Origin of the sequence: Chryseobacterium sp. JJR-5R, assembly GCF_034047335.1 — a bacterium.
Taxonomy (GTDB): domain Bacteria; phylum Bacteroidota; class Bacteroidia; order Flavobacteriales; family Weeksellaceae; genus Chryseobacterium.
Genome location: NZ_CP139137.1, coordinates 4162509 through 4176157, shown reverse-complemented (window position 1 = coordinate 4176157; position 13649 = coordinate 4162509). Strand labels below are relative to the sequence as shown.

The 13649-nt window shown below is 39.4% G+C and carries 14 protein-coding genes and 2 tRNA genes; 6 read left to right on the top strand and 10 right to left on the bottom strand.

Annotated elements, in window-relative coordinates; translation table 11 throughout:
- Window positions 1–6: 6 nt before the first annotated feature.
- From SD427_RS18485 to SD427_RS18455, 7 genes are all read right to left on the bottom strand, one after another.
- Window positions 7–957 (bottom strand): hypothetical protein, encoded by a 951-nt coding sequence (locus SD427_RS18485; RefSeq protein ID WP_320559252.1) that lies wholly within the window; start codon window positions 955–957, stop codon window positions 7–9.
- A gap of 16 nt (window positions 958–973) precedes the next feature.
- Complete coding sequence (locus tag SD427_RS18480) at window positions 974–3649, bottom strand: hypothetical protein (RefSeq protein WP_320559251.1); 2676 nt, start codon at window positions 3647–3649, stop codon at window positions 974–976.
- Window positions 3649–4119 (bottom strand): DUF4280 domain-containing protein, encoded by a 471-nt coding sequence (locus SD427_RS18475; RefSeq protein ID WP_320559250.1) that lies wholly within the window; start codon window positions 4117–4119, stop codon window positions 3649–3651. The genes SD427_RS18480 and SD427_RS18475 overlap by 1 nt, the downstream gene beginning before the upstream one ends.
- Before the next feature lie 43 nt (window positions 4120–4162).
- Window positions 4163–5143, bottom strand: coding sequence for a hypothetical protein (locus SD427_RS18470; protein WP_320559249.1), 981 nt, complete (start codon window positions 5141–5143; stop codon window positions 4163–4165).
- Window positions 5144–5270: 127 nt separating this feature from the next.
- Window positions 5271–5345: transfer RNA gene (locus tag SD427_RS18465), tRNA-Val, on the bottom strand.
- A 35-nt stretch (window positions 5346–5380) separates the two neighbouring features.
- Window positions 5381–5455: transfer RNA gene (locus tag SD427_RS18460), tRNA-Val, on the bottom strand.
- Between the two features lie 42 nt (window positions 5456–5497).
- Complete coding sequence (locus SD427_RS18455) at window positions 5498–6742, bottom strand: folylpolyglutamate synthase/dihydrofolate synthase family protein (RefSeq protein ID WP_320559248.1); 1245 nt, start codon at window positions 6740–6742, stop codon at window positions 5498–5500.
- Between the two features lie 98 nt (window positions 6743–6840).
- Here SD427_RS18455 and SD427_RS18450 point away from each other — a divergent pair, with 98 nt between their 5' ends.
- The 5 genes from SD427_RS18450 to SD427_RS18430 all read left to right on the top strand — a co-directional run bounded on the left by SD427_RS18450 (window position 6841) and on the right by SD427_RS18430 (window position 11069).
- Window positions 6841–8181 (top strand): TolC family protein, encoded by a 1341-nt coding sequence (locus SD427_RS18450; RefSeq protein WP_320561064.1) that lies wholly within the window; start codon window positions 6841–6843, stop codon window positions 8179–8181.
- Between the two features lies 1 nt (window position 8182).
- Window positions 8183–8773: a SprT-like domain-containing protein gene (locus tag SD427_RS18445; RefSeq protein ID WP_320559247.1), complete on the top strand. Its 591-nt coding sequence runs from the start codon at window positions 8183–8185 to the stop codon at window positions 8771–8773.
- A gap of 2 nt (window positions 8774–8775) precedes the next feature.
- On the top strand, window positions 8776–9861 hold the full coding sequence (locus tag SD427_RS18440) for a mannose-1-phosphate guanylyltransferase (RefSeq protein ID WP_320559246.1): 1086 nt from the start codon (window positions 8776–8778) through the stop codon (window positions 9859–9861).
- A gap of 154 nt (window positions 9862–10015) precedes the next feature.
- Complete coding sequence (locus SD427_RS18435; protein WP_320559245.1) at window positions 10016–10567, top strand: hypothetical protein; 552 nt, start codon at window positions 10016–10018, stop codon at window positions 10565–10567.
- Window positions 10527–11069: a GNAT family N-acetyltransferase gene (locus SD427_RS18430; RefSeq protein WP_320559244.1), complete on the top strand. Its 543-nt coding sequence runs from the start codon at window positions 10527–10529 to the stop codon at window positions 11067–11069. The genes SD427_RS18435 and SD427_RS18430 overlap by 41 nt, the downstream gene beginning before the upstream one ends.
- Window positions 11070–11227: 158 nt before the next feature.
- On the opposite strand, the gene SD427_RS18425 is transcribed toward SD427_RS18430, so the two are convergent.
- Window positions 11228–11677 (bottom strand): peroxiredoxin, encoded by a 450-nt coding sequence (locus tag SD427_RS18425; protein ID WP_320559243.1) that lies wholly within the window; start codon window positions 11675–11677, stop codon window positions 11228–11230.
- A 33-nt stretch (window positions 11678–11710) separates the two neighbouring features.
- On the opposite strand from SD427_RS18425, the gene SD427_RS18420 reads away from it, so the two are divergent.
- Window positions 11711–12331, top strand: coding sequence for an endonuclease III (locus SD427_RS18420; protein ID WP_320559242.1), 621 nt, complete (start codon window positions 11711–11713; stop codon window positions 12329–12331).
- Between the two features lie 89 nt (window positions 12332–12420).
- Here the strand turns inward: SD427_RS18420 and SD427_RS18415 are convergent, their stop codons facing one another.
- Together SD427_RS18415 and SD427_RS18410 are read right to left on the bottom strand one after the other, a co-directional pair.
- A complete protein-coding gene (locus tag SD427_RS18415; RefSeq protein WP_320559241.1) occupies window positions 12421–12870 on the bottom strand; it encodes a DinB family protein in 450 nt (149 codons plus the stop codon).
- Window positions 12871–12875: 5 nt separating this feature from the next.
- Window positions 12876–13598, bottom strand: coding sequence for a hypothetical protein (locus SD427_RS18410; protein ID WP_320559240.1), 723 nt, complete (start codon window positions 13596–13598; stop codon window positions 12876–12878).
- Between the last annotated feature and the right edge of the window lie 51 nt (window positions 13599–13649).

The following is a 13649-nucleotide window of genomic DNA, read 5'->3' as shown; positions in this document are numbered from 1 at the left end:
CTCTTTTTACCGTATGATTTCAAGTTTGTCTGAATTTTTTGGAATATGGAATAAAATTGGGAATTTTATAACTTCTTCCTTCACTTTGCCGTCTGCGGAAACATGTTTTATTTTTGTCCTTAAAGCAGAGCCTTTATCTTTAGGATCTTCTAAACTTACCAGCCTGCCGTCTCCGTAAAAGGTAACTTTTGTATTGGTAAGAGGCTGGACTTCTGCATTTTTCTCTGTAAAAGCTTCTCTGTCAAATGCATCCCCTTCTGTAATTTCGTTCGGCTTTAAATAAAAGGAAGTATTCATTTCTGTATCTTTCCTGTGCTTCATAGCAGCAAAGGCGGTGTAATTTTTTGCGGTCAGGAGTTTACGGATCTCTTCATACTTGCTCATCACTTTTTCATCAATATCCGGGATTTTCGTCAGATCTTTTGAATCTGCCCAACCTTCAAACTGATAAGGGACCTCTGCCTCAAATTCAAATTCTTTTTCAAAATAAGGAAGTCCGGATTCCGGAATTACAATGGCAGGGATCTTAAAAACAGAGACTTCGCTTATGTCACTGTGGTTCCATGCATCTTTACGGTAAGATACAGCTAATGAGAAAGGGGAGGAATTTTTTCCTGAAACCGTAATCCGGTCTTTTCCTACGTTAGGGTACAGTTTTATCTTAAGCTTTTGTTTTCCACTCTTTAAAATACAGGAATTAATGGGTGCAGATGAGGTCATGGCACCGCTTATTCCTATTTTTTTGGCAACAGGAATGTCATTGACGAATATTTCAAATTGACAGCCGCTGTCCCCGTTATCAAAATCTACACTGTAATAAGGACGCGTTGAAAATGAGTTTACTTTCTGATCTGCCTGTGATGATGCCATGTTGTTTTCTTTTTTTGCCTGAGGAATGCTTTTTTTATTATTGTTTTGTGAGCAGCTGTAACCTAAGCAGGATGCTGCTGTTATCATTATGTATATGCCTTTTTTAATCATTCAAATAAAATTTTGTGTCAATATCTTCGGCTTTTCCTTCTTTAATAATTACAAATTCTTCCGTGGTTTCCCTTTCCGTACTTCCGAATTTTGCTTTATAGGTCAAGGTAATTTTAATCCCTGAATGCCTTACTATAGGCTGTAGGTATAATCCTTTATTGTCATCCCAGCCGGCACTTATCCCTAGTGAAAAATATCCCTTTCCTTCAGCTTTTGCCTCGAAATCATAATCTACTTCGTAAATAATGGCCTTCACTTTTCCTGTCGCTTTAGCGGATAAGGTTAAGCTGAAACCAAATTCTCCTACACCTTTTAATTCTCCTTCTTTTTTTAACCTGCTGAATTCTACGCTTCCCTGAATAATAAGCTTCCCGAAAAATTTAAGGTCAAACCGTACTTCTGCATTGGCCGCATATGCCAGAAGGTCCAAAGCTGTGATCACGGCTTCGGCAGCCGGGTGCAGTTTCTTCCCCCAGGCAATTAAATCTATGGTTGCCTCAGCGCCTATTGCCGGATCTGCCTTGGCAACCAGTCCTAAACTGGGAACTAAAATATTATCTTCCCCTTTTTCCTTTCTTCCGAATTTATATTCCCATCCGGCACCAAATGCCAGTTGAGGGGAAAGGATTTCTATGGTGAGCGGTGTTCTGCGGACCCGTGCCATAAGGCTTGCATTCATTCCGTCTGTAGAATTTCCTCTGTCTTTCCCGGTAACATTATCTACGAACTTTTTAATCTTAATGAACTTTCCTACAATAAGCTTGACATTTTCAGATATTTTCTGATCAAGTTTTGCCGTTTCTGAACCGTTCCATTTTGCCTCTACAGACAGACTGAATTTTGTCTGGACATCCCCGTTATACCCTTCAATATCTGCTGCCTGTGCTTTATTTACGGCATCTTCAACCCTGTGCTGACGCATTTCTACCCAGGTATCCCTGTAATAAAGTGGATTTTTCATTCCGTAATTAAGATGGAATGTCCAGCTTACATTGGGATATACTTTTATTTTGGCAACCTGGTTAGGATATCTGCAGGTGCTTACGGGGAGGAAATAGGTCTGAGCCATATTTTCCTTCAGGACAAAATAATTGAAAAGCCAAAGGTTATTGATGACATCTGCAGATAAACCGCTTGTGTATCTTTCAAGCACCGTTTTATTATACATATACCTGAGCATAAGGATAATTTTACTGTCGCCTGAGAATTTATAATCTACGCCGGATTGCCAGTGCTGTACAGCAGAAGGGCTGTAGGATTGATTGGTTCTTAAAACATCTGTGTCGTTTCTGTTCTCGTTTGTGACTGTGATTCCGGCATCTTTCTGCTGCTGGGAATGTGTTTTGTCTTCCTGTGTTATAAAACCTGCAGTGTTTCTTTGGGCTGAAAATACTTTATCGACCTGGAAAACATTGGTTTGTACGCTATGTTTCTGCCCTTCTTCAAGCAGTATGCCCTGGCAGAAAACGTCTTTTACGGAAAGCTTATCCAGCGTAATGGAAATATTTTTTCTCGTATCCCCTCCGAGTATGGAAAAAACCTGCGAAGTACGGTCTATCGGATTTTTGGTATCTTCTTCATCAAACAGTATTAAGGGGTCTCTTTCCGCATCGTCATCATCTTTTACTGTAATTTTTGAATACCCGCAGGGGTCATATTCTCTTTTGGTATAGCGAATGTCCCCAATGTATTGGATCTGATTATTTTTCTGAACTTCAAACTGCCCCATCATAGAGCTCATTGTATCATAAGGAACCAGTAATTCCCTGGACGTATCATATACCCATTTTCCGTGTTCAAGCCTAGACCAGTCTGAGGTTGCGAGCTCAGAATCATATTCCCCTGTAGTTCGCTGTGCATCAGCAGAGATAAGAACGGGGGCGGTAAATCCTATAATGCCGCTTAATCTAAGGTAAAATTTCTCATCCTGCTTTTCACCGTTATGGTTTTTCTGCCATTCAGGGTCCAGGAAAAAGCGTACGGATTTTCTTCCGTTATAAACAAACTGTCCGGGATTTGTAATTTCCACATCTTTCTGGAAGGCAACCACTTTTCCTTTGTTAAGCAACTCTACATTAAAAACAAATTTATCCAGCCTGTTGTTGAAATCCGGCAGCAGGTGGGTGTATATTTCTACCTGTACGGTCTGGCCGTAGGCAGCTTTCTTTTCCGTATTCTGTAAAGGAAGATAACCGCCTGAAGGAAATTTAAAATGGCAGTATAAAACCTGGGGCCGGTCTAATGCCACAACCCTTAGCGCCGTTACACCATCCAGTTCAGGATACACGCTGAAAGGGATCAACAGATATATAACGCCAACATTTCCGTTAGAAGTTTTAATATCTCCAATACTTATTTCCTTATTGTTTCCCTCAAAAGTCTTATGATCCTGGGTCTGCGTCTTTAAAGTTTCAAAAAAATCATTTGGTCCCAATGTAGGATAAAGAGCTTTATAGGCCTTCCAGATATGTTCTCTCACCAGAAACCATTTTACGCTGCTGATGGTATTATCTGGATTCTGAGTTCCTGTTCCGAGGCAGGTTCTGTCTATATAAGCCGTAAAAGTGTTTTGGGAATGCCCCAGCTCTACGATAAATCCTGTTCCGTATTGCTTTACATTCTGTTTAGGCTCTTTAATTAAAGCTTTTTTTATACCGGCTGTTCCCATTAAAACCCGAATTTATAAGTGTCATTGGTCTGGTAATTTCTCATATCAATGACAGTATTGACGTGGGACTGGAGATCTCCATCAGCATTTTTTATATTGTTCTGAGAAGGCTCGCCCATCTGTCCGGTTTTGATGATGCTGATGCAGTCTTTTCCGCCGATAGGGCAGGTCGCTTTGCTGTCCTGAAGCAAGATATAGCCGTCTGGCGGTGAATATTTTTCCTTTTCATAATATCCGCTCCATTCGGTGACAATGGCGTTGCAGGGCTTGTTATTCTGCTTTTTGCAGGGTCCGAACGTGTTTTTCTCAAAAGTGGCACCTATATCTTTGTGGGTGGCAGCCAGTTTTGAACTTCCGTTCAAGTCGTTTACGAAATATTTTTTTTGGGTTAGTACCTTTAATTTGTCCGGAGTAGTACCAAACTGACATTGGCATAGCGCTCCCTGTACTACTTTTTCTTTTAAAGACATATTAATTGATTTGTGTGGTGTGTAAAATTAGTGTTTTTTTATTTTACCAGTCATTTTCATATTTATTTTTGTAAAACCCCCATTTATTAGGTTCTGAAACCACAAGCCCGCCGGTAATAAAAGGGCTTCCCGGACTTAGTTTCATAAATCTGAACCCGTCAGTATTCTGCTGAAACTGGGTGTATTTTATCTTTTTGATTAAATTCCTGTTTCCGGTAGGGTCTCTTGAGAATACATCAAAGTCTGCACGGATATGCATTGGAAAATGGTGATATACATCCAAATCGAAAATAACCTTCAGGGTCATAAAGTAATTTGAATGCACAGCATTTTCAGGAATAAACCAAGGGTGTGCCGGCTCTTCTTGACTTTCAAATTCTATGATGAAAGAATGGTAATCTGTAGGAATTTTATTGATCGTCTGAATTCCCTGGAACCTCAATGGGAACTGATAGGGGATGACCGGTAAAAATAACGCGGTCTCTGTTTTTCTTGATTCTCCGTAATTGATAAACTTCGGATGGAAAAATAAGTTCCAGAACCAGTCAAACTGCAGGCTTTGTTCCAGTCCGGACCTGTTGCTGATTTTTTCATCAGCTGCGAAAAAGAAATCGTCCAGGGGTCCGCTGCTGTATTTTTCAAGGATGAGTGCTTTTTCTTTTTCCCAACGCTGTTTTATATCTTCGTGGTTGAGGATTTCATTTGTGGTTAATCCCTTTTCGTTAAGATGTGTTCTGATAGGATAGAATGCCTTGGAAATAGCGTTTCCTAAAATCTCATTCATGCCGTCTGGTTCGTGCCGGTTATAGAAAATATGGTCCTTATGAATGGTTAGAATGCCTCTGTGATGTTCAAGCTCAAGATCGACAGCGATTTCATAATCGATTCTTTTTTCAGGAATATGTTCGTTACCGAAAAAATATTTTACAGAAACTCCATATTTCCTTTGTGATAAACCGTCGGGTTGTATTCTGAGACTGTTGAGTCCTCTGAGGATCTCTTTTTTTGACATCAGTATGTCCATGGAAAATATTTTTCTTTCAACATTATGCTTGGCTCATCAAATTTAAAGAAATAGTCATTAAATAAAAAGGATGACGGGTTTTAAAGACAATAACAAAAAAAATCTCCCAGTTTCCTGAGAGATTTTGTGGGCCCTGAGGGATTCGAACCCCCGACCCTCTGGGTGTAAACCAGATGCTCTGAACCAACTGAGCTAAGAGCCCTGAAATTTTTTTAAAGGCTTCAGTATCCTTTTTAGTGGGCCCTGAGGGATTCGAACCCCCGACCCTCTGGGTGTAAACCAGATGCTCTGAACCAACTGAGCTAAGAGCCCCACTATCTTGTTTCCTCGATTAGAGTGGTGCAAATATACGACTTATTCAGAAATCTCCAAATTTTTTTCTAAAAATTCTCCGACAACAAAATTACTTCCTCCTATAAAAATCATTTCTTCATTTGTACATCGTTCTTTTGCAGACAGATATGCTTCCTGTACGGAATTGAAAATTTTATAGGAAATTTTTGCTTCCCGGAGCAAATCTTCATAATCTTCAGGATGCCTTCCCCTTAAAATAGAAGGTTTCGCAAAATAGAAGTCAGAATTTTCCGGTAAGATTTTCATTACGTCATCAATTTTTTTATCATTGACAAAGCCCAGGATCACATGTTTATGCCGGCCGATGGAATTCAGCTGATCAAAAACATATTCCAGGCCTGCCTGGTTGTGCCCTGTATCGCAGATGGTAAGCGGGCGCTTTGAAAATTCAAACCAGCGGCCTATAAATCCTGTATTTCTATGAACGTTTAAAAGTCCGTTTTCAATACGCTGATCAGAAATGGAGTAGTTCATTTTTTTCAGCTCATGAATTAAAGCCAGAACCACTTTGATGTTTTTTTTCTGGTAGTTCCCTTCCAGGTCAGATTTTAAATCTGTCTTTAATAAAGCGGCATCAATAAAAGGAGCATGCTCTTTTTCCGCTTTTTCCTTAATAATAGTTTTCACTGTTTCATTTTCGTCCCCGGAAACTACAGGAACCCCATATTTGATAATTCCGGCTTTTTCTCCGGCAATTTCCTCAATCGTGTCGCCCAGGATGTTCTGGTGGTCCAGCTGAACATTGGTAATGGCGGCAATCAGCGGATGGATGATGTTAGTGGAGTCCAGCCTTCCGCCAAGCCCGACTTCAATGATCGCGAAATCTACGTGCTGCTGACTGAAATATTCGAAAGCCATGATGGTGGTAAACTCAAAGAAAGAAGGCTGGATATCATCCGGAAGGTTTTTCAGTTTCTGAATAAACTGATATACAAATTCTTTGTCGCAGTTTCTGCCGTTTACTTTAATTCGCTCTGTAAAATCGATAAGATGGGGTGAGTTGTATAATCCCGTGTTGTATCCCTGTTCCTGAAGCACGGAAGCCAGCATGTTGCTTGAAGAGCCTTTGCCGTTGGTACCGCCGATATGGATGCATTTTATTTTTTCCTGAGGATTTCCAAAAAACGCACACAGCCTTATAATGTTATCCAATCCGGGCTTATAGGCTTTTTGCCCGTCCGTCTGGTAATTCGGAGCCTGTACGAAAAGCCATTCTATAGCTTCCTGATATTGTTCGGTTGTCATGGTACAAAATTCTCAAAAGTTTCATACATATGAAACAATAATTTCCTGAAACTGTAACTTTTTTATATTTGGTTCGTCTAATTATGAAAAAGCGTAACATGAAAAGAGTTTTGGCTATTATTTTGGGATTGTCTTGCCTGGCTGTAAATGCCCAGAAAAAATGGTCTTTGAGAGAATGTGTAGACTATGCCACCACGCATAACCTGCAGGTGATCCAAAATGAATATTCAAAACAAATCCAGGATCTCAACCTCAGCATTGCAAAGAGGAACTACCTGCCGTCCGTTTCCGGAAATTTCGGGAACAGCGTAAGTTTCGGGCAGGCTTCTTTAGGGACGGGAAGTATACGGAATGACAGGTACAGCAACAATGCCAACCTTAGTGCCGATATGCTGATCTACAATAACGGAAGGCTTGAAAAAGCCATCAGAAAAACGGAATTTGATGTAGAAGCCAGCCAATACGATATTGAAACCATTAAAAATGATATCTCCCTGCAGATCGCCCAGCAGTATTTAACAACACTTTTAAACAAGGAAATTGTAAAAATTTCCCAGTCTGCTGTAGAAAATGCCCAGAAGCAGTATGACCGGGCAAAAATAACCACTACCGTAGGAACAACGGCACAAACCATTCTTGCAGAAGCAGAATCAGGACTGGCGAGGGAAAAACAAAACCTTAAAACTGCGGAAATCAATGTAGGCAGAAGCTTATTCGCTTTGGCCCAGCTGCTGCAGCTTCAGGAATATAAAGATTTTGATGTTGAAGATGTAAATGTCCCGGATCAGCTTGCACCTCAGTTGAAATCTGTTGATGAGGTACTGACGACAGCTTATGAAAACCAGCCGCAGATTAAAGCGGCGGAAAGCAGGATACGATCAGCGGAAGCACAGACGGAAGTAACGAAAACGGCTTTCTGGCCAACCTTAACGGCAAGCGTCGGCATCGGAACCTTCTACAATAACCTGTTGAATACAAATAATGTAGGAAGTTCGCTTTTTTACATTCAGGAAGGCGGATTTTTTCCGCAGTATAAAGAAAATTTCGGTCAGCAGGGTGGTTTGAGCTTAAATATCCCGATTTTTAATAAAGGCATTACAAAGCTTCAGGTAGAGCAATCAAGGTTAAATGAGAGTATTGCCAAAGTCACCATGCAGCAGCAGAGGCAGGTAGTTAGGGAGAATGTTCAGAAAGCCCAGTTTGACGTTGATGCCAATTATGAAATTTATTTATCTGCCGTTCAGGCCGAAAAAAGCACAAAGCTGTCTCTGGATTTTGCGGATAAGAGTTACGCAGCAGGAAGGACGACCATTTATGATGTAAATGTAGCGAGAAACAACTATGCCAATGCGCAGGGATCTGTAGCCCAGTCTAAATTTAATTATCTGTTCAGCCTTAAACTGCTGAACTTCTATTCAGGAATTCCATTAAGTTTATAGCATGTCCATCCGGTCTTTAGAAAAATATTTGCCGCAGAATACGCTTCAATATTTAAAGGTATGGTTTGCAGATTATCATATTCATATCAAAGTTACCCGGAACAGAGACTCTAAACTGGGGGATTACCGGAAACTCCCGGACCGTTCCCATGAGATCACCGTCAATTCCACTCTTGCTCCGCAGCTTTTTTTCTTTGTGCTGACCCATGAACTGGCACATCTTATTGCTTTTGAGAAATACGGCAGGAAAATAGCTCCCCATGGAAATGAATGGAAAGAAACCTTCAGGCAGATGCTGTTGCAAAGCCTTACTGTCTATGAAGAAAACTTAAGGCCTATTATTATAAAATTTTCAAAATCTCCCAAAGCCAATTTCATGGCGAGCCCTGATCTGGTAAAATATTTTCATATTGAAAATCAGGATGATAAACATGTGTTTATTGAGAGCCTGACAAAAGGAGACCTCTTTACGTACCGGAATGAAAAGTATTTATTGGAAGGTCTTATTAAAAAAAACTATCTTTGTAGACACCTGGCTACAGGAAGGAAATACTCTTTCAAGCCTTTAGCAAGGGTAGAAAAATGCACTTAATAATGTCAAAATCAAATAGATATTGCGTGATTATGGCGGGAGGAATCGGCAGTAGATTCTGGCCTATGAGTACGCAGAAATTTCCTAAACAGTTTCAGGATATTTTAGGAGTAGGCCGTACCATGATTCAGCAGACCTATGACAGGATCAGCAAAATCATTCCTGATGAAAATATATTCGTTATTACCAACAAAGAATATGTAGAGCTTACTCATCAACAGCTGCCTGAAATTGCTCAAGAAAATATAGTAGGCGAACCTTTACTGAAAAATACGGCACCCTGTAATCTTTACATGGTTAATAAAATTGCAGAGATTGATCCGGATGCCACTATGATTGTTCTTCCTGCAGACCATCTCATTTTGAAAGAAGATGTTTTTTTAGAGAAAGCATTACTTGCCTTCGATCTTGCTGCTGAACATGAATATCTTGTTACCTTGGGGATTACCCCGACAAGGCCTGATACAGGATATGGATATATCCAGTTTGTAGACAAGCATGATTCTTCTCACTATAAAGTAAAAACCTTTACGGAAAAACCAATCCTGGAAATAGCAAAAAGCTTTTTAGAGAGCGGTGATTTCCTGTGGAATGCCGGGATTTTCATCTGGAATGTAAAAAGCATACAACATGCATTTGAGCAGTACCTTCCGGAAATGACCCAGCATTTTATGGCCTGCGAATACAATACCGAAAATGAAGAGGGCTGTATTGAGATCATTTATCCTAAAGTTCAGAAAGTTTCTATTGACAACGGTATTTTAGAAAAGGCGAAAAATGTATATGTAATCCCTGCCGACCTGGGATGGAGCGACCTGGGAACCTGGACCTCGGTATATGAGAATGCAGATAAAGATGATAACCAGAACGCAGTACAAACCAGACAGCCGATTCTTACCTACAATTCAACAGGAAATGTAATACGGCTTAAAAATACCAATAAAGCCGTAATTATTGACGGACTGGAAAATTATATTGTCGTGGATACTGATAAAGCATTGCTGATCTGTCCTCTGGATAATGACCAGCTGATCAAGGATTATGTTCTGGATCTGAAAAATTTAAAAAAAGGAGACAAGTTCATGTAAAATAATTCACTGCATTCTGCGTTTTTACAGTATGGTAAACTTAATATATAAATTCAGTATATGTATTCTGCTTTTTACAGGGGTATTTTCTTATGCCCAGCTAAAAATTCATTTTTACAGTGTTTCCGGAATTCTTCAGAATATAGTTCCGGATATGAAAACAGACACGTGGATGCTGATTCATAAAAGTTACGGAAAAGACAATGTCATAAAGCAGACCGGAGTTATAAAAAATTATGTTCCCCAGTCTTCAGGATTCAATATAGGGATTGCGGAAGATGATGAGTTTTATTATATTATTTATTCTTCAGGTGGCAATACCCAATATATTACAGATTTGGCTGCGCTTAGAAAATTTGTCGGTAAGATAGATAATGTTCAGGATGCGGCAGCTTTTGCGGCAGCAGACGGTTACATCATAGATGAAGACTTTAGAGATATGGCAGGAAACTACCATGAAGACCGGTCTTTTTATCATTTGGATCTGGGGAAGCTGACTTCAAAAGAATGTCCATATCAGAAAAAGCATTTTACACTCACGATCAGCAAGGCGACCGGTGATATTGTGGATGTAAAGGATAATGGGCCTTACATTGAACTTTACAATAAAAGATGTACAAATAACCCCAGGCTTTTGAAAATCGAGAAAAAAGAAGAACCGAAAGATGAGCCTAAAAAACCAGCCAGATCCACAAAACGCAGATAAATTGTATGAAACGGAAAGATTGATCATCCGTCCGATGTCTGTGGAAGACGGAGCATTTATCCTTGATCTTTATAACAGGCCTGAATTTATTAAATACATCGGAGACCGGAATCTGAAAACGGTTTCCGATGCGGAAAATTATATCAGAAACAGGTTTCTCCCACAGTTTGAAAAACTGGGATTCGGCAATTACCTGATAATTACCAAAGAAGGGCATCAAAAAATCGGCGGAGTAGGGATTTTTGAAAGAGAAGGTCTGGACATTGTTGACATCGGCTTTTCTCTCTTGGATGAATTTACAGGAAAAGGGTATGCGTATGAAGCAGCTTTAAAAGTAAAATCAATCGGTATGAATGATTTCGGGCTACAGAAGATTTCTGCCATTACCACCAAAGACAATTTTTCTTCCCAAAAACTGATCGAAAAATTAGGACTAAGATTTCAGAAGTTTGTTCATATCCCTGATGATCCGGAAGAACTGATGTACTATGAAACGGGATAATAATCCTCAATAGCTGATTAAGTGAACCATCACGTTTGCCGTTCCGGAAGGATTCCAGCAATGCAAAATTTTGCTGATACTTCCGGAACGGTAAAAACTGTTAAACTCTAAATTTTAAATAACCTGTTTCGGTCTCTTACAATTCAAAGAACTTAAAATTATCCTTCTAAAATCTGTCCGGCGGCTGTTTTTGCAGTTACTTTTTCAATCACCCGGACACATATTCCTTTTTCATCAAAAATAAAAGTCGTTCTCACAATGCCCATATAGGTTTTCCCAAATGTCTTTTTCTCCTGCCACACCCCGAACTTCTCAATAATATCCCGGTTTTCATCAGCAATTAAATCATAAGGAAAGGCAAATTTACTGTGGAAATTTTTCTGCTTTCTAACAGAATCTCCGCTTACGCCCAACAGCTGGAATCCTGCTTTTTCAAGCAGGGCATAGTTGTCGCTTAAATTACATGCCTCTATCGTACAGGTAGGCGTACCGGCCTGAGGATAAAAAAAGATAACGGATTTTTTTCCGATCAGGTTTTCAGACTGTATGGTTTCTCCATCCTGGTTAATTCCTTCAAATGTTGGTAATTTGTCTCCTGCTTTCAGCATAATACTTTAATTTTGTTCAAATTTAACGGTTATATGACAAAAAAGCAAAGAGCTGCACTTGTTCAGCAGGAATTAGAGAAACTGTATCCGGAAGTTCCTATTCCGCTGGACCATACCAATCCTTTTACTTTAATGGTAGCAGTTGCACTTTCTGCCCAGACCACAGATAAAAAAGTGAACCAGGTAACACCGAATCTTTTTAAAGTAGCCGGGACACCTGAAAAGATGGCTGAGCTGGAAGTGGAGGAAATCAGGGAGCTGATTAAAGAAATCGGGCTATCGAATACCAAAGCCAGGAACCTTAAGAGAATGGCCGAACTTTTACTGGAGAGGCACAATGGAGTAGTCCCACAGACTTATGAAGAGCTGGAAGCGCTGCCGGGCGTCGGGCACAAAACGGCTTCCGTGGTGATGAGCCAGGGCTTTGGGTTTCCCGCTTTTCCCGTAGATACGCACATTCACAGGCTGATGACCCTATGGAAGCTGACATCCGGAAAAAATGTGGTAGAAACAGAGAAAGATGCAAAGTCCATCTGGCCTGAAAGCGTCTGGAACAAGCTTCACCTCCAGATTATTTACTACGGAAGGGAATATTCTCCGGCAAGAGGAAGGGGAGAAAAAGACTTTATTACAAAGATGTTGTTTGAAAAATAAAGCTTAGCTGGCAGGCATGAAATTTTTCTTCATTGAGGCCGCTAAAATTCAGGAATTACCGGATGGTTAAAAAGTTGAAATTTGAAAAATTATTCTACATCCAGCAGCCTCCTGTGGTAATTGACCTGTCCCAAATGGTAATTCAGGTGCCCGAACAGATGGATAAGAAAATATTCTGTGGTCATTTTATATCCTAACGGTTCACCCGGATAATCTTTTTTGAGATCTTCTTCCGTAATTTTGCCAAGTGAATAAAAGATGACATCAATCGTTTTTTCTATCTGTTGAATAAGTTCGGGCCGGGGAATATCTTTTAATGAAAATTCTAAATCCCGCTGTCTTACATATCCGGAATTTCCAAGCTGGGCTCCGATATAAGTGTTGAGGTTCCCCACCAGATGGAGACACAGGTTTCCCGCAGAATTGGAGATGTTTTTATCTGTTTTCCAGAGGATTTCCTCATTCTCATACGCTTCAATTTCTGTTTTCAGTTTATTTAAATCCCTTGTGTAAAGGGATTTCAGGCTTTCTATGATCATTTTAATCAGTTTGAATTATAATTTCCATTTTCTGAATCCGTTAATTTCCATTGATCATCGATGTACCGGCAGGTTTGCACATAATTTTTAGCCGGATCATTTTCAAAAATAAAATTAACATATATTTCTTTAGAATTTGGATGATATACGATAGTTTGCATAGTGTCTGTATCCAAAAATATATTATGTGTCGAGATTTTCATAAGTATTAATTCTTTTACGTGATTTTTGTAAGGAAAATAATAATACGATCTGCCTCTTTGTGTAAGTTCTGAACCGTCATTTATTTGCCAGCTCATTTTCTGAATCCCTTTTTTAAAGTTCTTAATTTTAAACTGACTGTAAAAACGGTCTTGTTCTGTAAAGAAATTCTGATTGTTTACCGGAATGATATTTTTTTTTGTTTTTTCCCGCAGAGTCAGGATCTGATCAGAAGTCCACAATCTTTCTTCATTAAATCGATATGCAGTATCTTTAAATATTCTGCAAGGATTTTTTGGAATGCCGGAAGGGCAGTATTCTATAATATTGCTGACATACAAGACCAGATTTTTTTCTGTAAACTTACTCATATTAAGATTTTCCAGAATGGTTTTACCCAATCCGGAATAATCTACATCTGAAGCATCTCCAAAATTCTTTTCAAATTTTTCTTTAGCTTCATTATAAAGTTTTTCACAATCTACTTCTTGCCCAAAAGACTGAAGAGACAGTAAAAAAGCTGCCATAAATAATAGTTTTCTGATTATAGGGATCAATAGAGTTGTTTGTTGTTAAAT

Excerpts from the sequence above, each read along its gene's own strand:
- SD427_RS18485 (WP_320559252.1), bottom strand. The coding sequence starts at position 957 with ATGATAACAGCAGCATCCTGCTTAGGTTACAGCTGCTCACAAAACAAT.
- SD427_RS18480 (WP_320559251.1), bottom strand. The coding sequence starts at position 3,649 with ATGGGAACAGCCGGTATAAAAAAAGCTTTAATTAAAGAGCCTAAACAG.
- SD427_RS18475 (WP_320559250.1), bottom strand. The coding sequence starts at position 4,119 with ATGTCTTTAAAAGAAAAAGTAGTACAGGGAGCGCTATGCCAATGTCAG.
- SD427_RS18470 (WP_320559249.1), bottom strand. The coding sequence starts at position 5,143 with ATGGACATACTGATGTCAAAAAAAGAGATCCTCAGAGGACTCAACAGT.
- SD427_RS18455 (WP_320559248.1), bottom strand. The coding sequence starts at position 6,742 with ATGACAACCGAACAATATCAGGAAGCTATAGAATGGCTTTTCGTACAG.
- SD427_RS18450 (WP_320561064.1), top strand. The coding sequence starts at position 6,841 with ATGAAAAGAGTTTTGGCTATTATTTTGGGATTGTCTTGCCTGGCTGTA.
- SD427_RS18445 (WP_320559247.1), top strand. The coding sequence starts at position 8,183 with ATGTCCATCCGGTCTTTAGAAAAATATTTGCCGCAGAATACGCTTCAA.
- SD427_RS18440 (WP_320559246.1), top strand. The coding sequence starts at position 8,776 with ATGTCAAAATCAAATAGATATTGCGTGATTATGGCGGGAGGAATCGGC.
- SD427_RS18435 (WP_320559245.1), top strand. The coding sequence starts at position 10,016 with ATGAAAACAGACACGTGGATGCTGATTCATAAAAGTTACGGAAAAGAC.
- SD427_RS18430 (WP_320559244.1), top strand. The coding sequence starts at position 10,527 with ATGAGCCTAAAAAACCAGCCAGATCCACAAAACGCAGATAAATTGTAT.
- SD427_RS18425 (WP_320559243.1), bottom strand. The coding sequence starts at position 11,677 with ATGCTGAAAGCAGGAGACAAATTACCAACATTTGAAGGAATTAACCAG.
- SD427_RS18420 (WP_320559242.1), top strand. The coding sequence starts at position 11,711 with ATGACAAAAAAGCAAAGAGCTGCACTTGTTCAGCAGGAATTAGAGAAA.
- SD427_RS18415 (WP_320559241.1), bottom strand. The coding sequence starts at position 12,870 with ATGATCATAGAAAGCCTGAAATCCCTTTACACAAGGGATTTAAATAAA.
- SD427_RS18410 (WP_320559240.1), bottom strand. The coding sequence starts at position 13,598 with ATGGCAGCTTTTTTACTGTCTCTTCAGTCTTTTGGGCAAGAAGTAGAT.